Source organism: Deinococcus sp. QL22 (assembly GCF_023370075.1).
In the GTDB taxonomy this organism is placed as follows: domain Bacteria; phylum Deinococcota; class Deinococci; order Deinococcales; family Deinococcaceae; genus Deinococcus.
Window position 1 is genome coordinate 47,167 of the sequence record NZ_CP097157.1, and the last position, 26,121, is coordinate 73,287.

A 26,121-nucleotide genomic window follows, 5' to 3' on the forward strand; every position below is an offset into this window, starting at 1 on the left:
CTAGCACTTCGAGGAAGGTACGTTCCTGTGCGCCACGTCTGGGACACCGTGCTGCTCTGATGTCAGCCGTTATCTATAGCTACCGAATCAATTCGACGGACACGTTGAGGGCCAGAGTATGCCAAGCGCGGTCTGCAGTAAGGATCGGTTGATTCAGACGTTGCCCAAGGGCAAGACAATAGCGGTCACCCAGAGATAACCCCGCGCTGCGCGTCACGCCATACAAATCTGCGACCGTCACTGCGTCTTCAAGCTGTCCTGCATCCACGAGCAACAGCTGGCCTAAAATGCCCCGCTCCGTGAGTTGCCGAGTGACATCAGTGGCCGCTGCCCCTTTGCTCGCCAACTTGGTCAACACTTCCGCCCAGTTCACGGTATGGATGGTGGCCCCTTGCTGCAAGGCCTCATCCACCCGCTCGGCCCCGGGTTCACCCTGCAACCAAGCTAAGACGGCAGAGGCGTCCAGAACCATGCTCATTCCTGAGCCGCTTCCTGACGCCGCTCTTCAATCAACTCGTCTGCGAGCGACTCTCCATTCATTGCTAGATGCGCGAACATGCCCCGCGTGCTGGCAATAGCATGTCCGGCGGTAACCAGTTCTGCCTTGCCCTTCTCAGCGACTCTTACAATCAAACGGTCACCCGAATGGATGCCCATGCTTTGCCGGAAGGCTACGGGGAGGAACACCCGGCCATTTTCCTTCACTTCCAGAGTAAATGCCTCTTTGGCGGTCATAGGGCAAGTTTAGCATTTCTGCCACCTCCCTTCTCTTTGCCGTGTGTTTTATACTACCGATAATGTCTGTTACACCCAGATAAGGAGAAACGTCTTGACCCTGGTTCCCCAATCCACTGTTCCCCCCCTCGACCCGATCCAATTGGTCTTGGACTCCGTCACCTCACCTCTGACCAAAGCCGCTTACCGAACAGCTCTCACCGATTTTCTGGGCTGGTGGAATGAACAGGGGAGACCCCCCCTGAGTAAAGCAGTGGTGCAACGCTACGTCGCCGTTCTGGTTGGAGACGGCCGTTCCTCTGCGAGTGTGAACCAGCGGCTCTCTGCTATCCGCAAACTGGTGCGTGAAGCCGCTGACAACGGCCAATTGGGAATCTTCGAGGCGGAAAGCATCGCGCGGGTCAAAGGCATCAAAAAACAAGGGCAACGCACCGGAGCGTGGCTGAGCCGGGTTCAAGCGCAAGAGTTGCTGCTCGCCCCGGATGTCTCCACCCTGCGCGGTCTGCGGGATCGGGCTCTGCTGGCCGTGCTGCTGGGCTGTGGTCTACGGCGTTCGGAACTCGTGAACCTGACCTTCCAGCATGTTCAGCAGCGGGAAGGGCGCTGGGTGGTGCTCGACCTCACCGGCAAGCACGGACGAACCCGGACGGTGCCCATGCCAGCTTGGTGTAAGGCGGCCATGGATGCGTGGACAACGAAAGCGGAATTGAACAGCGGGCATATCTTCCGCCCGACCGCGCCACGGGGATCGAAAGTCCTCGCCCGCGCTTGCCTCTCCCACGAAGCGGTGGCCCTGATCGTGCGCAAGTACGGCACCCAAGTAGGCCGCTCAGATCTGACCCCCGAAGGCGTCGCCCTCGCGCCGCACGATTTACGCCGCACGTTCGCTAAGCTCGCCCATAAGGGCGGCGCGCCGATCGACCAGATTCAGCTCTCCCTCGGCCATGCCAGTATTCAAACCACGGAGGTTTATCTGGGCATCGATCAAAACCTTGAAAGTGCCCCCTGCGATGTACTAGGCCTCTCCTTAAAAGGCAGTTGACTGAGGGCGCCTTCTGGCGCTTCAACTCACGAACCGACGGTCAAGAGCTGTTATGGGAGATGGATTGATGCCTTAAGGTGCTCGAACGCTCGTTGAAGCACCTGTAAAAGCAGCCGTCAGCCCGCCTCATGGCCTGTCAACAGGCTTGGTCGGGTGACCTGACTTCTTGAATGGGTGGTTACCCTCCTGCTTGCGGTGCCAACAGCACTGAGGATTGGTAAGAACAATTATCAACGGGACAGGTCTGACAGCATCATGCTTTTAAGGGCAGAACGACCCTGCGTTCACCTACGTATTCCACAGTCATCTTCGGGTTTAAAAACGTGAGCTCATACCAGCCATGAGCTCGCCTCAGAGAGCCGGCTAGCCGGACAGACTCGTTCAACATTTCGAACTCGTAGATATCCGCTAACTCAGCAGGAAGATGTTCGACTGCAGCCAATGTCCCACCCTCCATATGCTCCTGAATGCAAAGAGCTGTCCACTCCGAGAGCTCAAGGCGTACGCCTTCCAGCACCAGATCTGGGTCAACATATGCACCAGTCAAGCCCACGACGAAGGTTCGGATCTCCTGGTTCAAGCACATCACCACGACTGGTTCATCAGGAGAGAACGTCAAGGCAGGGTAATCCCGAGGCTGAAGCCGTATCACGCAGTCATACTGTCACGCTCCAGCGGGTCGTGGCGTCAACGTCATGACGCGTTGTCGCGGTGAATGAACATCCAGATCAGGAGTTCGAGATGCTCTTGCTTGCGGCTGAACGATAGGCTCTTCCGCACCAAATGGGCGACCCGGAGCCGCAACGTGGCGTTGCCCCTGACACCCTCAGAGCGTGGCCCCGGCGAAGGCATAAGCCGCGCTCTTTGTCCTGGTGTCTGAGGTTGTTACAGGTTGAAACAACCTCAAAGCCAGACCCGCCGGACTGCGGAAGTGCTGCCCGCCGTTAGGATGACTAACGCCGCGCACGGAGAGATAAGTGAACGGCGACAAGTAAACCGAACCGATACCGTGTTCAATCCACGGTGCAGTTGCCAGGCAAACGTTGGAGACTGGGCAAAGCCAATCGCCAAGAGCCTTCTACAGCACGCACGCATATGCCGTCAGGCAGCAGAGCCAGAGCCAAGGGTGGATTTCCGTGCCGTGAAGATGGAGTGATCACCACTGACCGCCCTCCTCCATTTCGGTTCCAGATTCGAAGCGTGTTATAGCCAGCCCCCAAGAGGTACTTACTGTCACGCGTCCACAACAACTGCTTGACGAAACTGTTGGGGAGTGTCTGCACCGCACGTCCAGGTCGAGCAAGTTTGACTTCACACCCAGTGAACCGGAGCGCTTCCCAGCAGAACTGCACGGCGGCGGCCTGCCGATCAGGTGAATAGAGCGTCTGCGTATGTTCCCAAGCATAACTGTCAGTGTTCGGCGCCGATCTCACGGTGACCTGCTTCCCTGGAGGGAAGGGCACCGCTACCTGGACATCTGGCCTTGCAGCAAGCAGGGAAACGATCAGGAAGAGAACCATACGTCAGGGTACTTCGGGCAACACGGCGCTGCTCGGGCGTCAACGTGACCGATAACGGCGGGGCCATGCTTAAGCTCCTGCTGGCCCTTACGCTGGCCCTGAGCGCCTGCGCGACCCCGCCCCGCCCCAAAGTGTCCGCGCTGACCCATCTGGCCGCCCAAGCCCTGCGAGACTGCCCCGTGCCCATGACTGTCAAAGCTCTGGCCCGCATTTCGACTGGCCTGCTCTACCTCAGCGAAACTGACGCGCCGTTCTCGCCGGTTTGGTCTCCCGCCCAACGCTTGCCTCCTGCAGAGTCGGTGGTGCAGTTCGTCATGCTCGATGCCGCCGCCGTTGAAGTCCGCGAGTTTGAGGCCTTCTTTGAGCGCCTGACCACGCCCACCGATCCACTCGACCCCGCCAGCGCCCAAAGTGCCCGCCGTTTCCGCTTGCTGCGGGATACTTTCCGCCGCTCTTATTCTGCCATGCAGGTCTACCGCGTGCAGGAGCGGGACAACCCCGCCGTGTGGCGCATTTTTATCTTGGGCGAAGATCGCGGCGGCGTGTCGGGTCTGGAAACGTGGGCGGTAGAAACGTGAGGGCGCGGCGGCTGGTCGCGCCGTTCGTTGCTTTCTCACTGACGGCCTGCACGTTGCTCAGTCCGCCGCCCCCTGAGCCGCTGGCGCAAGCGTTCGCCTAGCACTACTTAAACACGGATTTTCGCAATCTAGACGGTAGTCATGCATGTATGACAGGCTGGCACATGATCGTTGCTCAGGATAATGCTCTGCCCTTTCTGCGAGTCTTGTGACGAAGTCGGTCGCTGTATTTGCACACCCTAATTCAATGCTAGGGAGAGTGGAGAAACAAAGCGATATGGCGGATGACCCATCTCCTTGCTTGACCTCCCCTGATCTCAGATCAGGCTAGGCTTGGGAGACCCTCATGCGACTCAAAGATGTGCGACATACACGCGATCTCTCTTCCCTCCCACAACTTGATGGCAAGGCGTTCACGCTGGTGACGATCCAGGACTACTACGATGGTCCGCTGACAGGCCTCGTGCAGCAGCACAATCAACACTACTGGTACGAAATCATCGACTCTCCCCTGGATGGGGGATCTCGCTACGTCATCGCCCAAATAGATGAGGAAGCCGTTCAGGACGAGCTGTACTGGGACCACCTCTTTAGTGCCCTCGTGTGTGATGATCGGTTTCGTCCATCTCGCAACCATCCACCTGAACGACAGGCGATGTTCTATGACGCTTACCGCAAGCGAACCCCTCTCGACATTGAAAACGCTGGTGTGATCGGTTGGATGTACATGTGGGCTGCTGAAAGTTGAGCGCAGCGAACACTGGAGTCACCTCACTCAACACGACTCAAACACAGAGGTTGCCGGTGAAGCTGGTTGAACAGACTTGGGGGACACTCCCTTCGCGGGTGGATCACGAGCGAGGCACATGAGTGGAGCGCGGCTTGAGGGAGGACGCGCCCTTTTAGTGCCTGCGCCTTTGGCGACTGTTCCGGTTTTTGTCCTAGCAGAGTCCAGCCGGTTGGCAGAGCTTCTGGCTGCTGCGGAAGAGTTCTAACCCCCCTCGCAAGGGTTGTGTTGCCTTAATCGGATTGGAGTCGGCTGACCCGCCGTGACCGACCCGAAACCCTACCGTCACCGTTTCCCACTAACCATCATCCAGCACGCCGTTTGGCTATACCACCGCTTTCCTCTCCGCTAGCGTGATGTCCAAGAACTCCTCCATCAACGCGGTATTGAGGTCAGCCATGAGACCCTGCGCGAATGGTGCCTTAAATTCGGTGCTCTCTTCGCTGACTCCTTACGGCACCGTGAACCCCGCTGGGGTTCACGGTGGCATCTCGACGAGGTTTGTACGACTGTGGATGGCGTTCGACACGGGTTGTGGAGAGCGGTAGACGAGTCCGGTTTCGTCCTCGACATCCTCCTTCAGCGGCATCGCGACACCGAGGCTGCGAAAACCTTTCTGACCAAGCTTCTGGGTGAATATGACGTTCCAGAGGTCATCTGCACCGATCAACTGCGGAGCTCCGGTGCCGCGATCCGAGAAATCCCGAGCCTGGTCCACGTCGACCACCAGCAGGTGGTCTCCAGGGCACGCTGCAACAATCTGGCCCTGCAATCTCACCGCCCCACACGACGTCAAGAACGGAGTCAGCAGGGGTTCAGACGGAGGAGACGCGCGTAGGAATTGCTGAGCCTGCACGCACGACCCTCTAAACCTCCACCCTCATTCCCGCACCAGCGTTTCCGCCCAGCCCAGACGAAAGAATCAGAGACAAGCGTTCCAGACCGGGTCATCGGTAAGCGTTCCAGACCGGGTCATCGGTCGCGGCAGGGGTCGCCTGAATCTCAGGCCACCCCTGCCCTCCCCATACCCGGCCCCGAATGAAGGCAACACAACCCCGCCGCTGACTTGCCTTCCAGTCTCAACGACAAGGCTGCGTCCCTCAATTCCGCCCCCCAAGTTGAGCTTTGCGCTCCCCGCCGTCAATGGCCTGCCCACCTAAACCGTCGTCTCCCCCTCGTATCAAAGGATCGGTCGTGGCCAGTGTCCAGCCTGTGCTCTGCACCCGCTCTTGATGACTCCCCCCCTGATCTTCCTCAGGCCCGCAGGCTGAGCAAACCCGCAACAAACCAGCCACCTCCTGCGTCTGTCCGCATCCTAAGCAGGCCACCACACCACGGTGTGTCGCTCCGACATCTAGGATCAGAGGCCACTGCACATCCCACGGCGGTACGACCGGCAGGCCAGGAGGGGGGCTGCCTTGATGGGTGAACACCGTCAGGCTTCCGTCTTGCTCAAAATAGGCCCGCTGGACTTCACCCAGTTGCCGCACCCCTTGGCCTCTCAATCGCTCAAACAGGTCTTCCCGGCTGAGATTGGCCTGCCTCAGTGCGTTGGGCACCATCACGCCGTCCCGCACAAGTTCGACGGGCACACCTTCAATAAAAGTTTCGACGCGTTCACTGCGAATGACCAGCCAGGTGAGGAGTCGCTGCAATCCAACCACCATACCCAACGCCAACATGGCGTGCAGTAAAGGCACTTCGGGATAAAACATGGGATCGCCCGCCGCCGACCCCAGGCCGATCACGATAGCGAGCTCCAGCGGGCTGAGCTGCGCCAGTCCCCGCTTGCCGGTGATGCGGAGCAGCAGCATCAGCCACCCGAACATCAGGGCGGTGCGAAAGACGATTTCAAGAAGAAACAGTGGGGGCACATCGCCCAGAAACATGCGTTCCCAGTCGAAAGGCACCATGTCAGTGCTCACAGGCACCGGTCTGGGAGGGGTTCACTGGTTGACAGATGGGCATGGAAGCATGCTGTACTTGGCTGAAGTCTGAGCTGGGTACGGTAGGGTTCCCAGAGCCCACGCCTGATACGTTTGCGGTGTTCAGGGGGTGAGGCGGGCATCCATCAAAGTCTACCCAGGAAAGCTCGACTGAAGACCTCGCGTCAGCTGGGAAACAACAGGACAGGGCACGCTGAACATTGATCGTCTGTTGAGTCATGAGATGGATGCCCGCCAGGGAGTGGATAACCAGCAGGTCATTCCTGAACCACTTGAGCACGATTGCCAGCCGTTTGACCCGACGATCGTGCGGCTAATGCCTGCACCGACGCCAGCAATTTCACGGCAGCTCCCACACCCAGGTTCACCCCCGGGAGGGCGTCAAGTCACTGAGTAAACCGCTGTACTGCACCTGGGAATGCTGCTCCAACCGCAAGAATAGATTGGCGATCGCTGTTTCTGGGCGCGGATACAACGCCAAGGTCTCGTGCGGCCGAGACCGCGTCATCATCCGGGGATCCACCTGAAACCACCATGTTTGTGGATGCGGCATCAGCACCGCAGCTCCAAAATCCGCACCCATCAACACGGCCACCTTCTCGGGCTCCAAGGCCCGAACTTCCGCGAGGTAATACTGTCCCTGAGGTCCCAGGAACAGCGCGCTGTTGCCTTGGCGGCGTTGGAAGGTCAAGGTGATCATGCCGCACTGTAGAGCTCGGCTCCGCCCACTGCTTCCAGATGTCGAAGCACCTGCGCGATTCAAACGTCGATGTTCTGTTGCCACCGCTTAAAATTCCTCGTCCAGACGAGCGAGTTCTTGAGTCCCACGCACCACTTCCACCACGTTATCGCGGTGCAAGGCTACCAAAAGAGTCGCGGCCTCTTCGGTGGGGAATTTGAGCGTTTCGGCAATGGTCCACACGTCCCGAACGCCGTCCAAGTGCCGCAAAAAGAGATTGGCCCGAATGCTGGACGGGGGCTGATACAGACTAGAGGCAGGCTTAAGCCGCACCACGATCAAGCGCAGGCCCACCACCGCGCTCGGGTGCACCAGACCGGAAGTCATGAGCTGACGTGCCATCTGCTGGGCGTTATCCGGTTCCAGCCCGGAGGTTTCCATGGCACGGGCCAGGGTGCGCCGTCCGTTCACCCAACGCAACAGACGCCATTGATCCGGCGAGAGGGTCACGGGTACAGCGGTCTGGCCCAGGCAGAACACGGTGTCCAGTGGCAACGGCTCACCCATCACCAAGGCCTGGAGCAGGTCTGGGCCGCTGATGCCTGCGGTGGGTTCGGGGAGCAGCCGTGCTGGCTGGAGCGTGTAGCGCTCCGGGGGGTGTTTGAGGGCGAATGCCAGGCCAAGGCGGGCCTGCAACCGGAGGGGTTCTGTCAGGTTAATCGTGTTGCTGATAGACGGAGCGCAGGGTGCCCTGAACTTCAGGCCACCCCTGCGCCGACCTCGCGCCACACCTGACATGCCCGGTATTGGTTGCTTCTTCTGAGGTGGGCGGGAACCGTCGTTCGAGCATGGCGCTGAAGGTTGGTCATCCGGGCGTGGAGATTCAAGAATTCCTGGGTTCGCTTGAGTTTCCTGAAACCGAGCTGGCTCCGCTCTTGTTGTCGTGTGGGACGGTGCGACTGCTCGACGAGATTATTGCAGCGGGCCGCCCTGATCACCTGCTGATGGTCGACCTCCTGAAGCGCCGGAAGTTCTCGGATGGCGGCCCCGTAACTGGCCAGCTTGTCGGTGCAGATCGTCTCTGGGACGTGGAATTCGCCGAGCAGGCGAGCCAAGAACGTTCTTGCCGCTTCGGTATCTCGGTGGCGTTGCAGCAAGACGTCGAGCACGACCCCGTGCTCATCCACGGCTCTCCACAGCCAGTGGCGGACACCGGCAACGGTGGTACAGACTTCGTCCATGTGCCACCGGGAACCCCGCCCCTGTTCCCGGTGACGCAGCTCTTCAGCGATGAGCGGCGAGAAGTTGATGTTCCACTCGCGAAGCGTGTCGTGGCTGACCTCAATACCACGCCCCTGAAGCAGTTCCTGCACATCTCGGTAACTGAGCCGAAAGCGATGGTACAGCCAAATCGCGTGCTGGATGATGCTGATCGGGAAGCGGTGGCGGTAGGGCTGACGGTCAGTCACTGGCTACCACCATACCGGTTAACCTGCCAGAACCTGTCGCATGCAGTTATGTTCAGAGCGAAAATCATCACCACTGGTCTTCGGTGCTGAGCGAGCATGGCTACGACGAGCTGCATTGAGATTTAAATCAAGCTCGCACAGTCACACGTGCGCCGTCCTCTTCCAAGTGCACGGAGTCAATGAAGCGGACAACCCGGCTCGCATAGCCCATCACAACCGAATGTGTTCGTGCCCCTCCACCAAAACGGCGCACACCCTGCAATAATTCCCCATCTGTCAAACCAGTTGCAGAAAACACCAACTGCTGACCAGGCGCCAGGTCAGCAGTGCTGTAAACCTGCGTTTCATCTAATCCCATGCCTCTGAGCCGTTGGCGCTGCTCATCCGATTCAGGCATAAAACGGCCCTGGATTTCGCCGCCGAGGCATTTGAGGGCGGCGGCGGTGATCACACCTTCCGGCGCGCCGCCCCAACCCATGACTGCGTGAACACCTGTACCCCGCATCGCCGCTGCAAGAGAGGCGATTACGTCGCCTTGCGCAATGAGCTTGACCCTTGCGCCAGCATCACGAACGGCTTCGATTAACGCTTTGTGGCGCTCCCGGTCAAGAATCACAATTGTCAGGTCTTCGATGCTTCGTTCAAGGCTTGCAGCGAGCGCCACGAGGTTTTTTTCGATCGGCCAGTCGAGATGAACGCGGCCTGCAGCAGGAGGGGGGACGACAAGTTTATCCATATAGATATCAGGCGCATGAAGAAGGCCGCCACTCTCCGCAATAGCGATTACTGCAATGCCATTGGGCAACCCTTTGGCTGCAACGGTCGTGCCTTCAACAGGATCAACGGCAATATCAATGATGACGTGCCGTGCACCGCTCCCCATCTTTTCCCCTATGTACAACATAGGTGCCTCATCCATCTCTCCTTCACCTATGACAACCGTCCCCTCGATATCAAGCGTATTTAAAGCATCTCGCATGGCCTGAGTGGCCGCCTGATCAATCTCGTGCTCGTTGCCCTTTCCAACCCAATGGGAAGCTGCGAGTGCTGCCCGCTCTGTAACGCGTACGGTCTCCAAAACCAAGGCATGCTCCAATTGCAGTTCGGAGGTGTTTTTAGGGTTGTGTTGCCTTAATTGGACCGAGGTAGGCTGACCATCCGTGACCGACGCCAAGCCTTACCGCCACCGTTTCCCCATGACCATCATCCAACACGCCGTGTGGCTGTACCACCGCTTTCCGCTCAGCGACCGGGACGTCCAAGAATTGCTGCACGAGCGCGGCATCGAGGTAAGCCACGAGACGCTCCGCGAGTGGTGCATCAAGTTCAGTTCCCGATTTGTGGAAGAACTGCGTTATCGGGAACCCCGCCGGGGTTCAGGGTGGTATTTGGATGAGGTCTGCACGACAGTGGATGGTGTCCGGCACTGGTTGTGGCGGGCGGTAGACCAGTACGGCTTTGTGCTTGACATCCTGCTTCAGCGGCACCGCGACACTGAAGCTGCGAAGACCTTCCTGACTCGCCTCCTGGGTGAGTACGATGTCCCAGAGGTCATTCACACCGGGTCAGCTGTGGAGTTATGGAGCGGCGATCCGGGAACTCCCGAGCCTGGTCAATGCCGACCACCAGCAGGTGATCTCCACGGCGCGCTGCAACAATTTGATCGAACAATCTCACCGTTCCACACGGCGTCAAGAGCGACAACAGCAAGGATTCAAGCGGAGAACACGAGCGCAGGAATTTCTGAGCCTACACGCCCGAATTGAGAATCTCCATCATCACACCCGAACGAGCGTCTCCGCATCGAACAGACGAAGCAATCAGAGAAAAGCGTTCCAGACGTGGTCGATGATCGCGGCAGGAGTGGCCTGAACTTCAGGCCACTCCTGCCCTCCGTTTGTCATGAGATCAGTTAAGGCAACACAACCTTACGGAGTATGTTTCATCGTCAAGTGTCTTTTTGTTGAAATCTCCCAAGCCATCGAATGACTGCAGAAATGCGAGAGCGCTGGGGAATGGCGCCTCCCATCCCCGTGTGCTGAGGAGGGCAAGATGATCACCTACGTCATACTCTCTGTCTTCTGACCAGCCCCTGTGTTCAAGCCAGAGGAGGGTTTGACTGTTCAATGCCGCTTTGATGGTTTTGTTCACTCGGGCTCCTCAAATTCAGTTGAGCACGACGAGCTTCCAGAAAGATTCAGCCCGCCAGAGGCACAGGCAGCAGACTAAACACGCATCTACCCCTCTGGTTTGAACGGGGGTTTAAGCTGGCGGAATGACGCTGCCCGCTCGCCGTGTTCATTCGTCTGGTTCGCTCCAGGCGCCACGAGGTATTCAGAAATGAAGTACGAAGACAAATGAGCTCGTCTGCTGGAGATCAGCCATCTTTCAGGGTAAGAGGAACATCGGCCACCGCAGTAGGACGCCGCCCAGCGCGAACAATCAAGCGCCGCAAGTTCACGACCCAGGCGAAATACAGCAGGAGCAGAACCGGCAGGCACAGCTGCGTCACCGCTTTCCAGGCGGGGTACAGCGGTCCTGGCTGAGGTCCGTAAGTCTTGTTGTACGCCTGAGGCGTGATCCAGGAAACATCCCGAAGTTCTTGAAACTCTGTTCGAGCCAAGCGTTGCCAGGTGTTCTTCGTCCGATCAATGACGCCGATGCCTTCTTCAGAACGCACATACACGCGCTCTGCACGGACGGCAACCTCGTTCGCATACATCAGCTGGGGGCGCTCTGGATTCTCCTCCTGGGTGACCCCTGGCCCCAGCACCAGCGAACGGTCTGGTGGAATTCGGACGATCAGGGTATAGCTGAGACTCACAGGAACGTTCTTGTACCCAACGCTGGTATCAACGCCGGAATTCGTCAGATAGTTGCTCTGCTCAGTGGAGACAAAGTCGTACACCCCCATCAGAATCCAGGGCAGGAACAGCCCCACCACGGCGGCCCCCATGGCCCTGGGATGATAACGGGTCACTCCGCGTACCGCCGCCCATATTCCCAAGCCCAGGGCGCCCAACAAGAACAAATACGCCAGGCCCAGGACGATGAACATGCTCTCAGCATGACGGCCTGAGCCCAGTCAGATGTCTCGCCCCTGCTGTAAAAATCCCAGGTCTCTCCCTCCAACAGGGGCCACGTGCGAGGGTACAAAACCTGCCCCGTTTGAAGGAGTGTGCGATCTAGCGCAGGCTAAGCCCTGTCTTCAGAACGAGCCGGCGTAGGCACGTGGACGCTTGGACGCGGAGAAGTCCAGCACGGGGTGTTGTCTTCGCCGTCTGTGGGCTGGCCAGCTTACTGCTCGCCGTGCGGGAGCGGCACAAGGGGTGCAAGCCCGGTACAGGCGGCAGACTATGACACGGGAGGCAAGGGTGGGACGATGGAGATCTCCAAGGGGATTGCACTTCGCAGAGGGGTTAAAGCCGCTGTCTCGGTGAGGGTTGGCGCACAGACGTGGGGGGCAAGAGGCAACAACACCCTCTAAAATGGTTCGGAATGCTCCCTCCGACCCCCTGGGTAACGATGCTCAATCGTCCCAGACAAGCCTTCTCCACGGTTCTGGATCAGCCCCGGTTCAATACCCACGTCGGGTATGTGCTGGCCGTTTTCATCTTGGCCACCTCGGTGACCCTCGTGCTGACCGCTCCAAGGCCCTTGTCACTGGTGACGTATATCTTCCTTTCTTGGATCAGCCTTGTTCTGATGTTCTATGTCATGAATCTCCTGTGTCTGTTGACGGCCCGTGCTTTGGGCGGCGGGGCCGGCTGGAAAAGACAGCAGTTGGCACTGGTCTGGGGCCTCTACCCGATGATTCTGGTCCCCTTCATTGGTGGCCTGCTCCTGTTTGGAGTGAGTCAAGCGACGGGGGAGCCAATTTCAGAACTTATCCTCTGGCTCTCCGGCGGAATCGGCGGCCTCTGGTCGGTGGGTCTCACCGCCCTGAACTTGGCCACAGTGCATGGTTTGAGTGTTCAGCAAGGGTGGATCTCGGCTTGGCCCGTCCTGCTCTACCTCATTGGTGGTCTCCTCGCGGGTTGAGGTGGGGCGCAAGACGGATGACGCCTGCTTCAAGGATGTGGATCCAATGGCGCGCTGGCGTCTGATCCTCTATCACGCCTCTGCGGCTCAGCAAGGCGTGCGTGTTCAACAGTGTCTGAGTTGCGCCCTCCTCTCCCGAACGTCGCGGCCGCTGATGCTGAAAATTCTCTTGTCCCCCAGCTCACGAACGGAGCACTCTTTGTCTGTCCAGCACGCGTTTGACCTGTACGGCATTCCAAGGGTCGCCCTGGCGGGTTTGAAAGCCGTGCACTTCCAGCTGAGCCGCCAAGGCACGCAGACTGAGCCCCTGCGACCGAAGTGCCCCGGCATAGGCAGCACCGCTTTTGACTCTCTTTTCCGCTTCCTGCTGATCCAGACTTTGTGCTGGATGCTGTGCAATTGCAGAAATGGTCGACTCAGGACTGACCGATGAATCGGATTTCGGGTGCCTTGGCCACGATCTTTGTTCGGCGGGCAAAGTTGGCCACGCCAGGTTGGTTGGCGCGTTACCTTGGACTCACGTTTTCATTCTCTGGAGGCTTTCCAATGCAACGTGCCCTGCTCTGCCTGCTCCCTGTGTTGCTGCTGGCCTGTCGTACTCCCCCCCTACCTCAAAGCGGCACCCCTGCCACCCGCGAGAACCTGTTGGCCACCATTGACGCTACCCCTGCTCCTCTGGCACTGCCCCGACCGGCCGACCTCGGCACCGACCTCTCCATCCAAGGCCCTGTCCAATTTGCCTTTCGCGTCGGTGATCCGGTGTACCTCACCGGCAATGGGACTGGAGAAGTGTGGGGGCAAATCACGGGTTCCAAACAGGCGCGGGTTCGCTTGCCTACCGAGACCAATCTGCCCCGCCTGCCCCTCCTCTCACTGATCCGTGAATTCATTCCGTCCAGTTTGTGCGCCGTGGACACCCTCAAGGCCAGTTTGGAGGCAGAGTACTTCACCCCAGAGTTCTATGCCCGAACCCCCGGCACCTTTTCGGCCGGGCTTGAACCTCAGACGTCGCCCATGCCTCTCTACGGGCGCCTGTACCCCGCAGTAATCTCGAACGAGAAGAATGCTTTTCTCCGCACCGGCATCCTGCTGCATCTCCAGCAAGACGTCAAGGTACAGGGCGAGCTGCGCTGCGTCTTTGAGTACGGGGAATTTGTCGAGGATGCCACCCAATATGGGCTGAGCGTGAATGTCGACTTGAAAGCCGGGTGGAACGTGCTGCGCCAAAGCTATCTGAGCACCCCGAGGGCGCGGGGCGGGTCGGTGGAAATCGTGATTTCTGGGGCGGCCCAGGATTACAACACCCTCGTCACCATTGGAGAATGAGGCCCGGCTGGGGTTCGCCTCCACAAGCCAGTTCGCTTTGACTCATTGACCGTGAACTTCACACTGCCCGATAGCGTAGGGTCGCCCATTGCCAGCGTGCGTTCTGTACAGCATTGGGCATGAGATCAGTGCGGGCTGAGCGCTCCAGTAGGCCGAACCATCCTTGACCTTTGAGTGGCATACGCTTCAAGTAAGCATGCCTGCGGGCAGCCGGGTTCCCACTCGTCAGGCAAGATCCAAATCGGGGCCTTGTTCCGCAGGCCGATGTGCAGCCGCCACCACCACGCCAGCGACCTCGTGGGGGACAGGGTCACGGCCAACACCTGCGATACCTGTTCCACCCAGACCCGGCACCGTAGGTGCTGAATGCGCAGACGCTCCTGGCACAAAGGTGTCAAGTCTTCGAGTCGAGCAGGCTCATACATGTCAGTCCCCCTGGATGGTGATGCTGCGTCGTGCCCGGCCTATGCCAATGTGCCCCACGAGGCAGCCTTGAATCTGCACGTTGGCAGCTTTAAACGTCATAGGCAGATACGCTGGGTTTTCACTGATCAGCGACACGGTGCCATTGAGGCGGTGCCAGCGCTTCAGGGTGGCGCTTTCCTCATCAGGCAGGAGCACCAAGACGATCTCCCCAGGGTGCGGTTCGGCCTGCGTGGGATGAATCACCACCAGATCACCGGGATAAATCCCGATGCCCAGCATGCTGTCGCCCCGCACCCGCAGCAGGAAATCGCCCTCGTGCAGGTCGAGCACGTCCTGGAGTCGGGTGGCGTAGCCCTCCACGAATTAATCGGCCAGGGTGGGCTGCCCCGCCGCCACTTCTCCCAGAATGGGCCGAGTCAGGCGCTGCACGATGAGGCCGGTCACGCGCCGACCTTCCGCACTGAGCTGGATGTGGGCGGCCCGGCGCTCTCCGGCGTCGTACACGATGAAGCCTTTGTCCAGCAGGCCCAGCAGGGAACGGCGCACATTCTGGCGGGGAAGCTTGAGGACATCGCACAGCAGACCCGTCGTCACCGGCTGACCCGCTCAGCTTCACCTCCTGTACCCTGTACCTAAGCCGAGTCTTTACGCGCAGTCGTACAAACAATGGGGGAGCCTAGGTGATGCTCGAACGTTGAGGGCCTCAAGGCAGATTGAGCTGTTCGGGCGTCGAGGCAAGTGGAAATTCTTTCAACATCACGGAGATCTCTCCACTCGCTGTCGTAACGGGGGTTATCAGAGCAGCCCGATTGAGTTCCTTGAAGGCTCCAGTGAGAACCACGTTGCTGACAGTTCCAGTTTTTTGGCAGGTCAGTCGAAGTATCCAGTTATACCGGAAGGTCGAGAAGTACATGGTTGAATAAGTGCCCAAGCGTTTCAAGACCAGCGTCTCTGGGGGATTGCCGATATTGAGTACCTCGTTTGTGGCCAGAGGTGTCTTAGCGTAGCCTGACGCCTTGGTACTAATGTGAAAATTATCCTTATTCCTTTCTGCTGCGTCCATGGAACTGCCAATAATTCCAGAAAGCTCAATGTTTGTGCAATTTGCCAATGTTGCTTCGGAAACTACAAAATACAAACGTGTTGGCACGGGTGCATTATCTAGCAAATTACCATCACAGCTGGCTAAGCCTACGCCAAGAAGAACTGACGAGACCATGATGTTAGCCTGAATTTTTTTCATAAATCCTCCGAATTTCTGGTAATCAACTTAGCGTGCCAGTTTAACCATTAAGCAGGCCATTGTTCAGTGACGATCAAAGAGGGGTGTCACTCAGCGCAAAATCTTTAGCTTACCAATTCCAATTCGGTCCTAGGGCGTGTCGGCTAAGGGTGGCGCGGCGGAATTCAACGGCATTTACAGGTCGAAGCGAGCACGATAGGCTACCGCGTCCGACTTCAGCCCGCTCTTGAGGTACAAACGATGCACTTCTGGCGCCTGGCGCCCGGTCACCAGCATGACTTTGTAGACGTTGAGTGTTCGTGCCATCTCCATGACGTAGGTCATCAATGCAGTGCCGATCCCCTGTCCGCGAACATCTTCGCGTGTCACGACATTCTCGATCAGGCCGTATGGCCGTGCACCTTGCATAAGGTTGGGCACCACGACCAACGTCACCGTGCCCAGAATTTCGCCGCGCTCTGCGACGGACACGTGAATTTTGGGGTCTGCCAGCAGGGCCTCCCAAGTCGTCTGGGCCACCTCCGAGGAAAGTTCCGGTGAGGAGGGACTCAACTGTCGGTAGAGGGTGGTGACATCGGGCAAATCCTCAAGACGAGCAAGACGGAGACGCAGCTCAGGCAGAGATAGTTGAAATGCTCGTTGCGGGTGAAGGGGAAAATGATCGTTTCACCTATAAGATATAATTCAAGTGAACTGCACGAAGAAGCGCAATTCTATTTGTCAGGTAGAGATCCGGTCAATGTAATCTACGATAATCTATATGGCGTACATAGCGTACTCACTCAATATGTTACTGTATATTTCCTGATCATTGACAATTTAGGTGTTCCCCAATGGCTGCCGGCTGAAATATTTAAGATTGTTGATGCGACAGTGCTACATGATTGGGTGGTTGATGTTTTTAACAATGGACGAGAAATAATCATTGGCCCAAGCTATATTGCACAAGACGAAAGTTATTTTTCATTATTATCAGAGGGACACGAGGCCACAGTAAAAGATTTTCTCAGTCGGCAATCTGAATAAGATTACCTGAAGGTGGATTCAAAGGGAGCCAGGGCGTGTAGGCAAAGGCTCCGTCACGTTCCGTGCGTTGCCGAAACAAGGATTTTCGAGTCATTGATACTCGCTATAAGAAGAGAGGTCGAACTTTGATCTTGCTAGGGTTCTGTGGAGGAGGAGTTCAGTCTGACCGACAATGGAGACTGACATGACCGCCAGTAAAAACCACTACACCGCCGAGTTCAAAGAAGAAGCCGTGCGTCTGGTGATCAGCAGCCAGAAAAGCTGCGCTGAGATCGCCCGCAACTTGGGTGTTCCACCGTATTTAGTCGTACGCTGGAAACAGCATCACGAGCAACAAGGGGCGGTGGGCCGCCCCAATTCACCGGACGCGTCGCCGTTGAGTGAGCAGGAAGCGCGGTTCAAGAAGCTAGAACGAGAGCTGGAAATTACCCGTCAGGAACGCGATATTCTGAAAAAAGCACTGGCCTTCTTCGCCAAAGACCACTAATTTACGGGTTCATTGAGCAGCATCGGCATGAGTACAGCATTGAGCGGCTGTGCAAGACGCTCGGTGTCGGGGTCAGTGGCTATTTTGCGTGGTGGAGAAGGCAAAAACTGCTATCGGGTGGAAGACGTCGCTCTGACCGAGGCCATTCGAACCATTCATCAAGTCAGTAGGGCACCTACGGTGCCCTCGTGTCAAGCCGCACTCGTGGACGAGGAAAACAGGTCAGCCGAGCACGAATTACTCGGCTGATGAAGGCAGCAGGACTGAAGGCTCGCTGCAAGCGAAATTCGCGTGACCACCAATTCAAAACACCCGCACCCAGTGGCCGAAAATCTACTGAATCGCGAATTTGTTGCCGAACAACCCAATCAGAAATGGGTGACGGATATTACCTATTTACCCGTGGCTGAGGGCTGGATGTACCTCGCTGTGGTGATGGATCTGTTCTCTCGCAAAATCGTGGGTTGGGCCATGCGGGCCACCCTGCAGACCGAGTTGGTCGTCGCTGCGCTGGACATGGCACAGCAGATTCGGCGTCCTGGACAAGGATTGCTCCATCATTCGGACCAGGGAATTCAATATGCGAGTCGCGAGTATCGACAAGCACTGGAGCGCCTCCAGGCGCTCCAAAGTATGAGCCGAAAGGGAGACTGCTGGGACAACGCGGCGATGGAGAGCTTCTTCGCCACCCTGATCTTGCTAGGGTTCTGTGGAGGAGGAGTTCAGTCTGACCGACAATGGAGACTGACATGACCGCCAGTAAAAACCACTACACCGCCGAGTTCAAAGAAGAAGCCGTGCGTCTGGTGATCAGCAGCCAGAAAAGCTGCGCTGAGATCGCCCGCAACTTGGGTGTTCCACCGTATTTAGTCGTACGCTGGAAACAGCATCACGAGCAACAAGGGGCGGTGGGCCGCCCCCAATTCACCGGACGCGGCGTCGCCGCGTTGAGTGAGCAGGAAGCGCGGTTCAAGAAGCTAGAACGAGAGCTGGAAATTACCCGTCAGGAACGCGATATTCTGAAAAAAGCACTGGCCTTCTTCGCCAAAGACCACTAATTTACGGGTTCATTGAGCAGCATCGGCATGAGTACAGCATTGAGCGGCTGTGCAAGACGCTCGGTGTCGGGGTCAGTGGCTATTTTGCGTGGTGGAGAAGGCCCAAAAACTGCTATCGGGTGGAAGACGTCGCTCTGACCGAGGCCATTCGAACCATTCATCAAGTCAGTAGGGCACCTACGGTGCCCTCGTGTCAAGCCGCACTCGTGGACGAGGAAAACAGGTCAGCCGAGCACGAATTACTCGGCTGATGAAGGCAGCGGGACTGAAGGCTCGCTGCAAAAATTTCGCGTGACCACCAATTCAAAACACCCGCACCCAGTGGCCGAAAATCTACTGAATCGCGAATTTGTTGCCGAACAACCCAATCAGAAATGGGTGACGGATATTACCTATTTACCCGTGGCTGAGGGCTGGATGTACCTCGCTGTGGTGATGGATCTGTTCTCTCGCAAAATCGTGGGTTGGGCCATGCGGGCCACCCTGCAGACCGAGTTGGTCGTCGCTGCGCTGGACATGGCACAGCAGATTCGGCGTCCTGGACAAGGATTGCTCCATCATTCGGACCAGGAATTCAATATGCGAGTCGCGAGTATCGACAAGCACTGGAGCGCCTCAGGCGCTCCAAAGTGAGCCGAAAGGGAGACTGCTGGGACAACGCGGCGATGGAGAGCTTCTTCGCCACCCTCAAGCTGGAACTGGAACTCGACACAGCACAAGGAAACCGCGCTGACACACGTAATCTGGTCTTTGAGTGGATTGAGGTGTTTTACAACCGCGAGCGTCGTCACTCTAGCTTGGGGTACCGCTCACCGACTCGCTTTGAGCAACACCGCGCCACACTGAACTGATCCTCCACGAAGGCATTGCAATATCAATGCGAAGTTCATCGCTGCGATCCGTCGTGGCACCATCGGTAAACGCGGCTTCCCCACGTGCCTCGACCTCTTTGCGCCACCGATGAATCAGGCTCGGAGCCAGTGAATGAAGGCGACTGAGATAGGCCGTGGTGTGCTGGCCGCTGTTGATCTGGCTGACCACCTCAAGTTTGAAGTCGCGGCTGTGGTTTCGTCCTGGCATCTGATCTCCTTCGCGATGCAATCAGCGTATCCGCTGACTGGGGCGAAGTGTCTTGGCCTGTGGTCCTGTCAGATGGGGTCAGTCCAGTACTGCATATGCCAGTGATACGTGTCTCACAGGTTGAATCATCATTGCTCAGTAAGATGGTGCGAGTCTTCATCACTTCCAGCACCCAGTTCAGATGATGGCCCCTCATGACCCCTGAACCAATGTGGTCTCACCCGTACATGCTCATGCCAACGGTGCCTGTCTCCACCAAGCGTGCGCTCTCAAAGCGTGCCAGCCAGTCACGCTCACCCAAGCGCAGCAAGAACAGGACAGCCTGCACGTCGCTCACAGCGTCTGTCAGATGCCAAGCACTGGAGCACAATGCCTCTGAAACGGACATCTGATCCAGTGTCCATCCCTGCGCCACGAGTTGGTCGGTGAAATGCTCATGAAGCACGCCCGTCTTCTCCTCTCCAGTGAGGCGGGCAGCCAGGTGGCCCCAAGCGTCTTGCTTCTGAATCAGCCGGACGCGTTGCAGGACATCAACTTGGATGCCCGTCGGGGCATGGAGGGCAGGACTGGGCGTGCGGAAATCGAGTGGGTCGGGGCCCCAGAGGTGCAGATCCTGGCCGTGCCCTTGTGGTGAGCTCAGCACGACCAGCGTTTCGTGCGGCTCTTCGTGGATGCTGATACTCAGGATGCAGCGAGTGGGTGGATGACCCAGGGTATGAAGCTCGGTCTGTTCCACACGGTCTCTGTCCAGCCCGTCATCGTGGCCGAGAAACCCATTGGACGCTGGAAAGAGGATCTGGAAATCTCGCCAGCCTTGCTCGGTGAACCTCGTCATGAGGAGAGGCTCCAATTCATCCTCAGACAGGGAGGTTTGGTAGTAGATGGAGATGCTGGGCCCCCGATCCTTATGCCCCTCACCCTCCAAAGTACCCAGTAGGGTCAGCTCTGGGAGGATTGGAAGGGGTGCAGAAAATGTGGCTGGCAGTTGTTGATAGATACGGGGTAAGCCACTGTGGTAAAGAGCGGCAGAAGCGCGGAGAAGCTCAAGTTCATCTGAGGGATGCATTGAAGATAAGCTAGCGTTAGCCCTACCTACCTATCGCCGCACGTGACGCTGGATGTGATGGTGTATACCCCTAAAACCGCAGTTGCGAGTGAAAAAAGAACGCGGCATGCTTGAGGCCTGTTCCTGCCAAGCGGCCATGAATCCGCCTGTCACACACCTGAATGCCGTCTTCGCCGCCAAAACGCGTGTTTAAGTAGTGCTAGGGTCTGTAGGCCAAGGGTCTTACCATGTTCAAGAGGAGAATCCCCTGCCCTCCTTCACGATCCGGGTTCGTTGTCAACCAAAGAGAACCACTGTGTTTGTAAGTCGTCCCATACAGGAAGTGTTTGGGCATCAACCACGATCCGTGTTGTGGGCTCACGCCATAGGATCTCAACAGACCCTTCCTGCTCCAGCTGGTACAAGCGGGCCTCGGATCGGTTCGCAAACCACAGCTGATGCTGAGCTGTGACGGTCGTCAGCTCAAAGTCACCGAATCCTACCCGGGTGATGCGGCCGTGCAAGGGTTGCCCGGGCGTGTCCCACACCACCTCCATTCCCTGCTGCTGGATGGACAGGAGGCAAGCGACCCAGGCCCGACGAATCAGGCTCCAACGTGCCCAGGACTCCGCTGGGAGCTGCTCGTTGGGACTTTCATAGGGCCACCCGACATGATCGGGATGACGAACGTATTCAGGTCTGTCCATGTGCTGCGCGAAGACCGACTCAACCGAGGCCAACTGATCCGTCAAAAACGCGGAGTACTGGGTCAGCATCAGATACTCCCAAGGCTCATAGTCCAGCCCCTCAGCCTCGTAACGCTGAACCTTTTCGTAGGACTGGAGCAGGACTTCAATGTGCTGAACCTCGTACGCCCATTTGGCGGGTTGCCAGCCAGGAAGCCAGACCTGCCTCACATGGATCCATCCGACTCGGTCACGTGGGGGGCGTTGAACGTACGCCGCCAGACCGGAGACATTTAAGGTGTTGCGCTGCTTCTGGTCAAACGTAAAAAGGGAGGGTAGCTCAGAATGCATCGTGTCAATCACCCTAAGCTAAGCAGTTGACTTCTACATGCGCCCTCTGGCGCAGTTTGAATTTCCATGGACGTTAACTTTGCCTACAGGCCCTAGCACTACTTAAACACCTTATTTAACGTCATATCCGGTGTTGATCCCTCCAGAACGCGTTCAGACCTGACCTATGAAAGCGATCGTTGGGCGTTGGTCCGCTGCCTGATCCTCGGAAGATTCCAGAAGGACAGAAGCGCTGAACTATCATCAGGGATGAGCGTCCGTCCCGTACCTTCAAGCGCTCCCCGCCTGCTGGCTTTTGCCGGTCTGGTGTTGATTCTTGTACTGATGCTATTTGCCCCCTCTTTTTCCACAGCACAAATTCCGAAGCTCTGTCTCCAACAAGCTCAAGCGCAATGGCCGGGCATAGAAGTGCTCACCCAGTCGTGGCAGCAAGAACAAGACACCGCTGTCTTCAGCGTTCGGCCGTCTGGATCTGCTGAGCCGATCCATCTGACGTGCACTGTACAGGCTCCCAGTTCACCTGGAATCAGGAGATATCCCCAAGTCCAGGTGACGAGGAAAACGAACTAAACGGTCCATCGGCCGAGCACCCTCAGCGGAGTGGTGGAGCACGGGTGGACAACGTGATTGATGTGCTGTAGAACACTGGACTGACTTGGCGTCGTGCAGCAGGTAAAGTCAGTAGCCCTACGATTCCACTGGCTAGACAGAGGGTCTGTAGGTAAGTCATCGCCATCATGCAGAGCAACGCATGATGGTGGAGCCCTCGCCATGAACGCCCTTCGAAGTGGTCGAGCCCCAATTCTTCCTTGAGCTGCTGGTGCAGTTGTTCGCAGGACCACCGCGCCTTGAGGTTCCGAATGATCTCGATTTTGGTCGTTTTGGCCGGGTGGTTCGTCAGGTAATACTTGCGCTCTCCACTAGACCGGCGTTCTCCGACCACCCAAACTTCTTCCCCGGGAAGGTGTGACCCATCGTGGAGTTCCCCTCCATCTGCGACCCTGACACGCATCACTGCGAAACGAGCACGCAGCGGACCTTTCGTCCCCGTGCGCCAGGTGCGTGACACCCACTTGTAGGGTGGCAGAGCATGCAAGATCTGAGCAACGCTCTTGCGTTGCTCGTCGGGAATGGGCACCAGGAGCCGCCCCGTCTTGGACCGCCGGTCCGTCAGCAACTGAACCTGGGTGGAATACACCTTTTGTGTGCTGGGGACACCAACCGCCCAGGTCAATCCCCGAGCCGACAGCGCTCTACGGAACTCGGCACTATTTCCGTATCCAGCGTCTGCGACGACCACTTTGAACTTCACGCCTTGACGTCGAACCCGGTCGATTTCCTCTACAGCCAAGTCCTTTTTCGTCAGGAAGTTGCGGTGTTCCGCAGGAACACCGATGGCTGCACAGCGTTCTGGGTCAGCGGTCCACTCCTTCGGGAGGAACAGACGCAAAGCCAGAGGGACAGGAATATCGTTCTTGGCCAGCGTCAGTGACACCAGCACCTGGCAGTTGGCAACCTTCCCCAGCACACCGCAATACTGCCTAGCGACCCCCACACTGCAGTCGCCTTGCTTCGGGAACGCTGTGTCGTCCACGATCAACACGGCATCTGACCCCCCAACCAACCGTTGAGCTTGGCGAGCCAGAACAGCCTCCAGCTCGTCCTCCTTCCAGGGACTGACGGTCACGAAATGGTGGAGTTGTGTGTACTGACCGGGAGCAATGTATTCCGCCAACGGTTGCAGACTCTTGCGTTCGAGCGGGGACATCAAGCCGCGCAGATACAGTGGACACCACTTGCGACGCTGAGCATGTCCTAGGACACGGTGGAAGGGACGTAGGAAGCGCCGGAGGGACAGCGAATGTTCCTGAGGAACGGTCATGCATCAGCCTGACAGGCACGCATGAATCTCGTCTGCACGGCCAAAATGCATGTCTAAGTAGTGCTAGGGCGTGTCGGCTAAGGGCTGGAAGGTGGCGGGAGTGCCGATCAAAAACGCCGAGAGGATCTCAGGACGCCCGGAACGAGCAACCAGGAGGCCACCCTTATAGTGCCGCTCTGCCTGAGCTGCGTCTCCGTCTTGCTCGTCTTGAGGATTTGCCCGATGTCACCACCCTCTACCGACAGTTGAGTCCCTCCTCACCGGAACTTTCCTCGGAGGTGGCCCAGACGACTTGGGAGGCCCTGCTGGCAGACCCCAAAATTCACGTGTCCGTCGCAGAGCGCGGCGAAATTCTGGGCACGGTGACGTTGGTCGTGGTGCCCAACCTTATGCAAGGTGCACGGCCATACGGCCTGATCGAGAATGTCGTGACACGCGAAGATGTTCGCGGACAGGGGATCGGCACTGCATTGATGACCTACGTCATGGAGATGGCACGAACACTCAACGTCTACAAAGTCATGCTGGTGACCGGGCGCCAGGCGCCAGAAGTGCATCGTTTGTACCTCAAGAGCGGGCTGAAGTCGGACGCGGTAGCCTATCGTGCTCGCTTCGACCTGTAAATGCCGTTGAATCCCGCCGCGCCATCCTTAGCCGACATGCCCGAGTGTGAACGGTGCACGAGCAGATCCAACAGGCTGACCATGAGCGTGCGCGGTTGACCGAACAGGCGGCCCAAGAGCGAGCGGAGCAGGGACGTGCCCCGAATGCCGCCTGGATTCATCCTGTGGGTCGCCAGACGAACCGCCACGCCATCCTAGGCGTTCCACATCGCCCGCCCACGCTGAGTGCGGCTGGGCGGCCAGGTTTTTGCTTCCGTCCTTCGCGGAGGGTCAGCACGGCTTCCATCTCGGCGAACGTTTCCCGATAGACCCCGGTGCGTCGGCGGAATTGCTTGCGGTTCATCTTCAGCGTGCGTGTCAGACGGTCTCGCTCCACACTGCCAGCTTAGCCCACGACTTTCGCAAGAGGTCTAATAAGGTTCTCTAGGCCGCAGGACTATTCGGTCAACGCAGTGTCCTGGGTCGCCACAACGTCAAAGTTGCATGACAACGGAAATCCAGCCGGGTAAGGTGAGCCATGAAAGAATTTGTGTGGGTGATGACCACAAATTACGCGAATCTGAGAGGGCGGGCGCGGCGGCGGGAATACTGGATGTTCACGCTAGTGGTCTTCATCCTCGCCGTGGTCATTGCCCTCATCGAAGCCGCTTTGGGCCTGGCGACTGACACCACGTATGGGCCCCTCTCTGTCTTGCTGACCGTGGTGACGTTCATCCCAACCTTGGCAGTGAGCATCCGGCGCATGCATGACACCGGACGGAGTGGCTGGTGGGCCATTGTTCCGATCTTGATTCTGGTTTTGGCCTGCTTCGATAGCGAGCCGGGGACGAATCGATGGGGATCAAACCCCAAGGAAAAGAACGCCGTCCCGACAACCTCTTGAGAGCGACCGAAGTCTGACCTGGACTTCGACGGCAATTTAGCGTGCTGGATGGAGCCTGAGAGGGTAGAACGGATGAGACTGCTGCGAACTCAAGCCGTTATCAATAACAACGCTTCAGACGGCGTTCTGAGTCGCTCAGTTAGCTAGCTTCATCCCATGTCTGCCTCAGGTGGTGGGCCTTATGATGGTCCATGCTCCCCGTCCGGCAGTCTCTTTCAGCCGAGCAAGTCGTTCCCCTGATCCTGGCAGGTCAACCCCTGAGCAACTTAAACGTGATTGGATCTGTGGTACTGATCATCAGTGATGATTACGTTCTGCCACCGGTCAGCTTGACCAACTGTCATTTTCAGAGGTTTAACGCCTCCATCACTGGATTTAGCGGGCCCGTAACCTTCCAAGATTGTCGGTTTGACGAGGCCCGCTTCTTTGGCACGTACTTCTTGGGCGGCGCCCGGTTCATCAACTGCATCTTTACGGGTGAGGTAGATTTTAGCGCTGGGGGACATAACACTCCGCCTGCGGAAGTTGTTCTTGAGCACTGCGAATTCCGACAATACGTTGACTTTTTCGATGTGTGGTATACGGGGCCGGTCCGCATTCAGAACTGCCGTTTTCTGGGCGGCACCAATCTCCTGATCTACCTCAGCGAACCATACGGTTCGACCCTGGAGTATCCACCCCTGGTCCTCGAAAATCAGGGTGACCTTGGGCTGGAAAGGCATTGACCGGGTTCAGACGACGCTTTCAAGGGCTGCTGCCCATGCTTTCCGCCTGTCCCACTGCCAGCTCGTGTTGCCCGACTTGGCACCTCTGGCACTGGGCGACCTGATGTGATTCCTACGGTTGCCAGAGATAAATGAAGCCCAATAGGAAGGCAGCCATGACGCCTGCCAGCCCGAAGACGACCGGGGTGGGGAAGGGATAACCGAAGCGCCGCAGGACGAGGGCGAAAATGCTCCAGAACCCGAACATCAGGCCAAAAATAAGGTAGCTCAAGATCAGGAAGAGGAACATTTCCATACCGTGAGTCTCTTCTCCTTGTTCATGCTCCGAATGTTTGCTTCATACAGGACTGGGCGGACTGACCTCGATTGACTCCGCCTGTGGGTCTGTTGTTCACCTCCTTGATCTCAGGACAGGGGGTTCATCTGGGGTACCTGCGCTCTCCGCTCCGGTGGCGATTCGGCTGCGCCTCACCGCTATTTTTG

The 26,121-nt window shown here is 57.6% G+C and carries 33 protein-coding genes and 2 pseudogenes; 16 read left to right on the forward strand and 19 right to left on the reverse strand.

Translation table 11 applies throughout. From position 1 onward, the window contains the following. Nucleotides 1-79: 79 nt before the first annotated feature. Nucleotides 80-478: a PIN domain-containing protein gene (locus tag M1R55_RS30370; RefSeq protein ID WP_249396811.1), complete on the reverse strand. Its 399-nt coding sequence runs from the start codon at nt 476-478 to the stop codon at nt 80-82. Continuing rightward, entirely contained in the window at nt 475-735 is a 261-nt protein-coding gene (locus tag M1R55_RS30375) for an AbrB/MazE/SpoVT family DNA-binding domain-containing protein (protein WP_249396812.1), read from the reverse strand. Before M1R55_RS30375 ends, M1R55_RS30370 begins: the two co-directional genes overlap by 4 nt. A gap of 94 nt (nt 736-829) precedes the next feature. Between M1R55_RS30375 and M1R55_RS30380 the strand changes: the two genes are divergently transcribed. Further along, a complete protein-coding gene (locus M1R55_RS30380; protein ID WP_249396813.1) occupies nt 830-1,777 on the forward strand; it encodes a tyrosine-type recombinase/integrase in 948 nt (315 codons plus the stop codon). A gap of 253 nt (nt 1,778-2,030) precedes the next feature. Here the strand turns inward: M1R55_RS30380 and M1R55_RS30385 are convergent, their stop codons facing one another. Continuing rightward, nucleotides 2,031-2,396 (reverse strand): hypothetical protein, encoded by a 366-nt coding sequence (locus tag M1R55_RS30385; protein ID WP_249396814.1) that lies wholly within the window; start codon nt 2,394-2,396, stop codon nt 2,031-2,033. A 945-nt stretch (nt 2,397-3,341) separates the two neighbouring features. On the opposite strand from M1R55_RS30385, the gene M1R55_RS30390 reads away from it, so the two are divergent. The 3 genes and pseudogenes from M1R55_RS30390 to M1R55_RS30400 form a co-directional block, all read left to right on the forward strand. Next, nucleotides 3,342-3,875: a nuclease A inhibitor family protein gene (locus tag M1R55_RS30390; protein WP_249396815.1), complete on the forward strand. Its 534-nt coding sequence runs from the start codon at nt 3,342-3,344 to the stop codon at nt 3,873-3,875. 346 nt (nt 3,876-4,221) lie between these two features. Continuing rightward, nucleotides 4,222-4,623 (forward strand): hypothetical protein, encoded by a 402-nt coding sequence (locus M1R55_RS30395; RefSeq protein WP_249396816.1) that lies wholly within the window; start codon nt 4,222-4,224, stop codon nt 4,621-4,623. 301 nt (nt 4,624-4,924) lie between these two features. Next, nucleotides 4,925-5,597: pseudogene (locus tag M1R55_RS30400) on the forward strand (IS6 family transposase); the annotation flags it as partial. A gap of 165 nt (nt 5,598-5,762) precedes the next feature. Here the strand turns inward: M1R55_RS30400 and M1R55_RS30405 are convergent. The 5 genes from M1R55_RS30405 to glpX all read right to left on the reverse strand — a co-directional run bounded on the left by M1R55_RS30405 (nt 5,763) and on the right by glpX (nt 9,858). Further along, nucleotides 5,763-6,587 (reverse strand): DUF421 domain-containing protein, encoded by an 825-nt coding sequence (locus M1R55_RS30405; RefSeq protein ID WP_249396817.1) that lies wholly within the window; start codon nt 6,585-6,587, stop codon nt 5,763-5,765. A 385-nt stretch (nt 6,588-6,972) separates the two neighbouring features. Further along, nucleotides 6,973-7,308 carry a hypothetical protein gene (locus M1R55_RS30410; protein WP_249396818.1) on the reverse strand — a complete coding sequence of 112 codons (336 nt, stop codon included), beginning with the start codon at nt 7,306-7,308 and terminating at the stop codon, nt 6,973-6,975. Between the two features lie 87 nt (nt 7,309-7,395). Further along, entirely contained in the window at nt 7,396-8,085 is a 690-nt protein-coding gene (locus tag M1R55_RS30415; protein WP_249396854.1) for a hypothetical protein, read from the reverse strand. Continuing rightward, a complete protein-coding gene (locus M1R55_RS30420; RefSeq protein WP_249396819.1) occupies nt 8,046-8,756 on the reverse strand; it encodes an IS6 family transposase in 711 nt (236 codons plus the stop codon). The genes M1R55_RS30415 and M1R55_RS30420 overlap by 40 nt, the downstream gene beginning before the upstream one ends. A gap of 127 nt (nt 8,757-8,883) precedes the next feature. Next, entirely contained in the window at nt 8,884-9,858 is a 975-nt protein-coding gene (glpX, locus tag M1R55_RS30425; protein ID WP_249396849.1) for a class II fructose-bisphosphatase, read from the reverse strand. 58 nt (nt 9,859-9,916) lie between these two features. Here glpX and M1R55_RS30430 point away from each other — a divergent pair. After that, nucleotides 9,917-10,628: pseudogene (locus tag M1R55_RS30430) on the forward strand (IS6 family transposase). A gap of 505 nt (nt 10,629-11,133) precedes the next feature. Here M1R55_RS30430 and M1R55_RS30435 read toward each other — a convergent pair. Next, complete coding sequence (locus tag M1R55_RS30435; protein WP_249396820.1) at nt 11,134-11,814, reverse strand: hypothetical protein; 681 nt, start codon at nt 11,812-11,814, stop codon at nt 11,134-11,136. Between the two features lie 467 nt (nt 11,815-12,281). On the opposite strand from M1R55_RS30435, the gene M1R55_RS30440 reads away from it, so the two are divergent. Further along, the gene (locus M1R55_RS30440; RefSeq protein WP_249396850.1) at nt 12,282-12,797 is read left to right on the forward strand and encodes a YIP1 family protein; all 516 of its coding nucleotides are present in this window, start codon (nt 12,282-12,284) and stop codon (nt 12,795-12,797) included. Between the two features lie 546 nt (nt 12,798-13,343). Then, complete coding sequence (locus tag M1R55_RS30445; RefSeq protein WP_249396821.1) at nt 13,344-14,123, forward strand: hypothetical protein; 780 nt, start codon at nt 13,344-13,346, stop codon at nt 14,121-14,123. A 426-nt stretch (nt 14,124-14,549) separates the two neighbouring features. Here the strand turns inward: M1R55_RS30445 and M1R55_RS30450 are convergent, their stop codons facing one another. The 4 genes from M1R55_RS30450 to M1R55_RS30465 all read right to left on the reverse strand — a co-directional run bounded on the left by M1R55_RS30450 (nt 14,550) and on the right by M1R55_RS30465 (nt 16,374). Then, nucleotides 14,550-14,909 (reverse strand): LexA family transcriptional regulator, encoded by a 360-nt coding sequence (locus tag M1R55_RS30450; RefSeq protein ID WP_249396822.1) that lies wholly within the window; start codon nt 14,907-14,909, stop codon nt 14,550-14,552. A gap of 3 nt (nt 14,910-14,912) precedes the next feature. Then, nucleotides 14,913-15,143: a hypothetical protein gene (locus M1R55_RS30455; RefSeq protein ID WP_249396823.1), complete on the reverse strand. Its 231-nt coding sequence runs from the start codon at nt 15,141-15,143 to the stop codon at nt 14,913-14,915. A gap of 109 nt (nt 15,144-15,252) precedes the next feature. Then, the gene (locus M1R55_RS30460) at nt 15,253-15,792 is read right to left on the reverse strand and encodes a hypothetical protein (protein WP_249396824.1); all 540 of its coding nucleotides are present in this window, start codon (nt 15,790-15,792) and stop codon (nt 15,253-15,255) included. A gap of 174 nt (nt 15,793-15,966) precedes the next feature. Next, nucleotides 15,967-16,374, reverse strand: a complete 408-nt coding sequence (locus M1R55_RS30465; protein ID WP_249396825.1) for a GNAT family N-acetyltransferase — start codon at nt 16,372-16,374, stop codon at nt 15,967-15,969. Between the two features lie 75 nt (nt 16,375-16,449). On the opposite strand from M1R55_RS30465, the gene M1R55_RS30470 reads away from it, so the two are divergent. The 6 genes from M1R55_RS30470 to M1R55_RS30495 all read left to right on the forward strand — a co-directional run bounded on the left by M1R55_RS30470 (nt 16,450) and on the right by M1R55_RS30495 (nt 19,214). Beyond that, a complete protein-coding gene (locus tag M1R55_RS30470) occupies nt 16,450-16,818 on the forward strand; it encodes a hypothetical protein (protein WP_249396826.1) in 369 nt (122 codons plus the stop codon). Between the two features lie 184 nt (nt 16,819-17,002). Then, nucleotides 17,003-17,305, forward strand: a complete 303-nt coding sequence (locus M1R55_RS30475; RefSeq protein WP_249396827.1) for a transposase — start codon at nt 17,003-17,005, stop codon at nt 17,303-17,305. Nucleotides 17,306-17,596: 291 nt separating this feature from the next. Further along, on the forward strand, nt 17,597-18,058 hold the full coding sequence (locus M1R55_RS30480; RefSeq protein WP_249396828.1) for an IS3 family transposase: 462 nt from the start codon (nt 17,597-17,599) through the stop codon (nt 18,056-18,058). Beyond that, on the forward strand, nt 18,055-18,363 hold the full coding sequence (locus M1R55_RS30485; RefSeq protein ID WP_249394272.1) for a transposase: 309 nt from the start codon (nt 18,055-18,057) through the stop codon (nt 18,361-18,363). Before M1R55_RS30480 ends, M1R55_RS30485 begins: the two co-directional genes overlap by 4 nt. Before the next feature lie 291 nt (nt 18,364-18,654). Next, the gene (locus tag M1R55_RS30490; RefSeq protein WP_249396829.1) at nt 18,655-18,996 is read left to right on the forward strand and encodes a DDE-type integrase/transposase/recombinase; all 342 of its coding nucleotides are present in this window, start codon (nt 18,655-18,657) and stop codon (nt 18,994-18,996) included. Beyond that, nucleotides 18,993-19,214, forward strand: coding sequence for an integrase core domain-containing protein (locus M1R55_RS30495; RefSeq protein WP_249396830.1), 222 nt, complete (start codon nt 18,993-18,995; stop codon nt 19,212-19,214). Before M1R55_RS30490 ends, M1R55_RS30495 begins: the two co-directional genes overlap by 4 nt. Here M1R55_RS30495 and M1R55_RS32570 read toward each other — a convergent pair. The 4 genes from M1R55_RS32570 to M1R55_RS30510 form a co-directional block, all read right to left on the reverse strand. Then, a complete protein-coding gene (locus tag M1R55_RS32570) occupies nt 19,156-19,443 on the reverse strand; it encodes a transposase (protein ID WP_371827350.1) in 288 nt (95 codons plus the stop codon). The two genes, M1R55_RS30495 and M1R55_RS32570, sit on opposite strands and share 59 nt — an antisense overlap. Nucleotides 19,444-19,660: 217 nt before the next feature. Then, entirely contained in the window at nt 19,661-20,278 is a 618-nt protein-coding gene (locus tag M1R55_RS30500; RefSeq protein WP_249396831.1) for a hypothetical protein, read from the reverse strand. Between the two features lie 488 nt (nt 20,279-20,766). After that, the gene (locus tag M1R55_RS30505) at nt 20,767-21,537 is read right to left on the reverse strand and encodes a hypothetical protein (protein WP_249396832.1); all 771 of its coding nucleotides are present in this window, start codon (nt 21,535-21,537) and stop codon (nt 20,767-20,769) included. 580 nt (nt 21,538-22,117) lie between these two features. Further along, entirely contained in the window at nt 22,118-23,407 is a 1,290-nt protein-coding gene (locus tag M1R55_RS30510) for an IS701 family transposase (RefSeq protein WP_249396833.1), read from the reverse strand. A gap of 215 nt (nt 23,408-23,622) precedes the next feature. Between M1R55_RS30510 and M1R55_RS30515 the strand changes: the two genes are divergently transcribed. Next, complete coding sequence (locus tag M1R55_RS30515) at nt 23,623-24,030, forward strand: GNAT family N-acetyltransferase (RefSeq protein WP_249396825.1); 408 nt, start codon at nt 23,623-23,625, stop codon at nt 24,028-24,030. A 157-nt stretch (nt 24,031-24,187) separates the two neighbouring features. Here M1R55_RS30515 and M1R55_RS30520 read toward each other — a convergent pair whose 3' ends face one another. Then, the gene (locus M1R55_RS30520) at nt 24,188-24,406 is read right to left on the reverse strand and encodes a hypothetical protein (RefSeq protein ID WP_249396834.1); all 219 of its coding nucleotides are present in this window, start codon (nt 24,404-24,406) and stop codon (nt 24,188-24,190) included. Nucleotides 24,407-24,547: 141 nt separating this feature from the next. Here M1R55_RS30520 and M1R55_RS30525 point away from each other — a divergent pair, with 141 nt between their 5' ends. Then, a complete protein-coding gene (locus tag M1R55_RS30525) occupies nt 24,548-24,913 on the forward strand; it encodes a DUF805 domain-containing protein (RefSeq protein WP_249396835.1) in 366 nt (121 codons plus the stop codon). Nucleotides 24,914-25,104: 191 nt separating this feature from the next. Then, complete coding sequence (locus tag M1R55_RS32575) at nt 25,105-25,638, forward strand: pentapeptide repeat-containing protein (RefSeq protein WP_371827351.1); 534 nt, start codon at nt 25,105-25,107, stop codon at nt 25,636-25,638. Between the two features lie 112 nt (nt 25,639-25,750). Here the strand turns inward: M1R55_RS32575 and M1R55_RS30535 are convergent, their stop codons facing one another. Next, nucleotides 25,751-25,933 carry a prominin family protein gene (locus tag M1R55_RS30535; RefSeq protein WP_249396837.1) on the reverse strand — a complete coding sequence of 61 codons (183 nt, stop codon included), beginning with the start codon at nt 25,931-25,933 and terminating at the stop codon, nt 25,751-25,753. Nucleotides 25,934-26,121: the final 188 nt, after the last annotated feature.